This window comes from Hyunsoonleella aquatilis (assembly GCF_014270105.1).
In the GTDB taxonomy this organism is placed as follows: domain Bacteria; phylum Bacteroidota; class Bacteroidia; order Flavobacteriales; family Flavobacteriaceae; genus Jejuia; species Jejuia aquatilis.
On record NZ_JACNMF010000018.1, the window covers coordinates 1 to 2,301 of the forward strand.

Genomic DNA, 2,301 nt, shown 5'->3' on the forward strand with positions numbered 1-2,301 from the left:
TTATCAATGTTGTCGAAGTCCAAAGCTTCACCGTGTATACTAACCTTATTTCTCTCTTTTGTTCTTTCTGATTATTGGTTAAATTTAATGAAAGACAAACTTAAGACGTGTATAGCTCATTGCTGTTCAGTTGCTTAATCGACGTTAAGGTATATTTGGAAAGTCGCCAAATTTTTAAATTTGACGATTTCCAATAAAAAATATAAATAGTAAAATTTAAAAATCTGGCTTGTGGCTCAACCGAAAATTAATCGCTAATTTACACGCAACGAGCCATACACAAAACCGTTACCACACATTTGAGAAAAACAATAGTCATATCAATTATCTTTCTGACTTTATTAGTTGGATGCGGAACTTCAAAAAAAGTATTCCAAAATGAACGGATTTTTAATTATGAAAATCTGAATCTGAATTACGCACTAGAACTTGAAAAAAAACTAAAGTCTGAAGATATTACTCGAACACATAAAGTTGGACTTGGAGAAAATATTTATCCGAATAAAGACAATTATGAACTTGAAATTTCTCGAGATTTTAAGCGAATTATAAAACCGAATTTCTCACTCAAAGTTGGTTACTATTTCACAAAGGACAGTTCAATTCGAGTTACTACTTACGAGTGGAATGACTTAAAAAAGAAAAGTTTCAAAACGGAGAAACAAAATTTGAAAACAAAAAAAACGTTCAAGAAAAAATTTACGGAATTGACTCAAATGCTAACTGAAAAGTTCGGAGAACCAACCTTTTCGGAAATACAGTCTGAAAACCAAAAAGATGATGAAACTTATCGAGACGGAATAAAATGGCTGAATAAAAACGGAATGAATGCATATTTATTTGCTTTTGGAAACCCTAAAGGTTCTTATAATCAAATAAGATTATCAATTTATCCGAATTAAAAACGTGTGGTAACAATGTGTATAATTCATTGCTAGTAATTGACTACTTACGAAAGTCCTCGCGGACTTTCTATCTGTGATTTATTTGCTAACTTTAGTGCTTAAACACGCAACGAAATCATACACTTTACCGTTACCTGCAAGCTGAAAAAAACGAAATGAGTAAATCGAACAGGCTTAATTTTTTAAAATCATATCTGAAATTATACGGAGTTGAAAAAATTGAATTAACTAACGAAACGGTTAATTCGATAAGCGGAATCGCAATCTATGACGAAAATGACTTAGAAGAACGACAAGAATTTATTTGGCACAAATCCGAAAAAGAAATTCCATCACCCGAATTGAACATTCTGATTGAAAAAATTGTGGCGGAAAAATTGCATAACGGAGACAAAATCTCTGAACATATTGTGGATTTGGAATTTGAGGAATTTGACAACTCTACTAAAGATAAAATTTTGACTGAATTGTTCGATGTCCGAATAAGAATGGTTGACGATGGAAAGGAAACGGATTCTTATTTTGTGCATTATTGATTTAAAAACTGAACGTGAAAAATAAAAGCCAGCAGGTAACAATGTATAACCGCAATTACGGCGGATTCGACTACGTCCGAATCCACTCGGAATTGCGAGCGTCAGTGCTTAATCGAAAAATAGTAATTTAAAACCCGTAACTGACGGTTATACGAGACCGTTAGCCACAATATGACCACGAATGCAAAACTTGACTAAAGAAATACAATCATTACTTGAATCAAAGGAAACTCAAGATTTCCTAAAAGTTGCTCGTGGATTTATTGAACTGATTGAAAATAAAGAAATAAAGGAAAAAGAATTTTATCCTGAAATCCATAAAAAACTGACTGAATTATATAACGCTGGAATTTCTCTGAAATCGGTCGAATTAATTCACTCAAGCGAAAAATCGGAATTTGAAACTTTTACGAGAGAGAAACTAAAAGAACAGAACGTAAATCTGATTTCCTCACTTGGAAAAGAATGTTTTTATTGGGAAGTTTTTGACCCAACTTACGAAAATGAAAACGAGCCAACACAAGGTTGGTTAGTCGATGATGTTGCGGATATTTATGCGGATTTAAAAGAAGAACTCTATAAAATAGACCAAATCGGAACAGACGAGGCAATCGAAGATGGACTTTGGCAATTGAAATTCGGATTTACCACTCATTGGGGAAATCATTGTGTGAATGCAATAAGAGCTTTGCACTACATATATTACGATGGAAAAACAACAACTTGAATAAATACTGTGGCTAACAAAGAACTGAGTTAAAAAACAAGCTTTTTTAAACCAATCTCGAAACAAAGTTTTCATCGTAAGGCCTTCCTGATTTTGCTATGGCAAAGGCCTGTTTCAACAACTTGTTTGCCAC

General features: G+C 33.0%; 3 protein-coding genes. All 3 read left to right on the forward strand.

The annotated features are described in order from the left end of the window. Positions 1 to 299 precede the first annotated feature (299 nt). Positions 300 to 902 (forward strand): hypothetical protein, encoded by a 603-nt coding sequence (locus H7U19_RS16745; protein WP_186564030.1) that lies wholly within the window; start codon positions 300 to 302, stop codon positions 900 to 902. 158 nt (positions 903 to 1,060) lie between these two features. Continuing rightward, positions 1,061 to 1,441, forward strand: coding sequence for a hypothetical protein (locus tag H7U19_RS16750; RefSeq protein ID WP_186564031.1), 381 nt, complete (start codon positions 1,061 to 1,063; stop codon positions 1,439 to 1,441). A 181-nt stretch (positions 1,442 to 1,622) separates the two neighbouring features. After that, positions 1,623 to 2,168: a DUF5063 domain-containing protein gene (locus H7U19_RS16755; protein ID WP_183490558.1), complete on the forward strand. Its 546-nt coding sequence runs from the start codon at positions 1,623 to 1,625 to the stop codon at positions 2,166 to 2,168. Positions 2,169 to 2,301 lie beyond the last annotated feature (133 nt).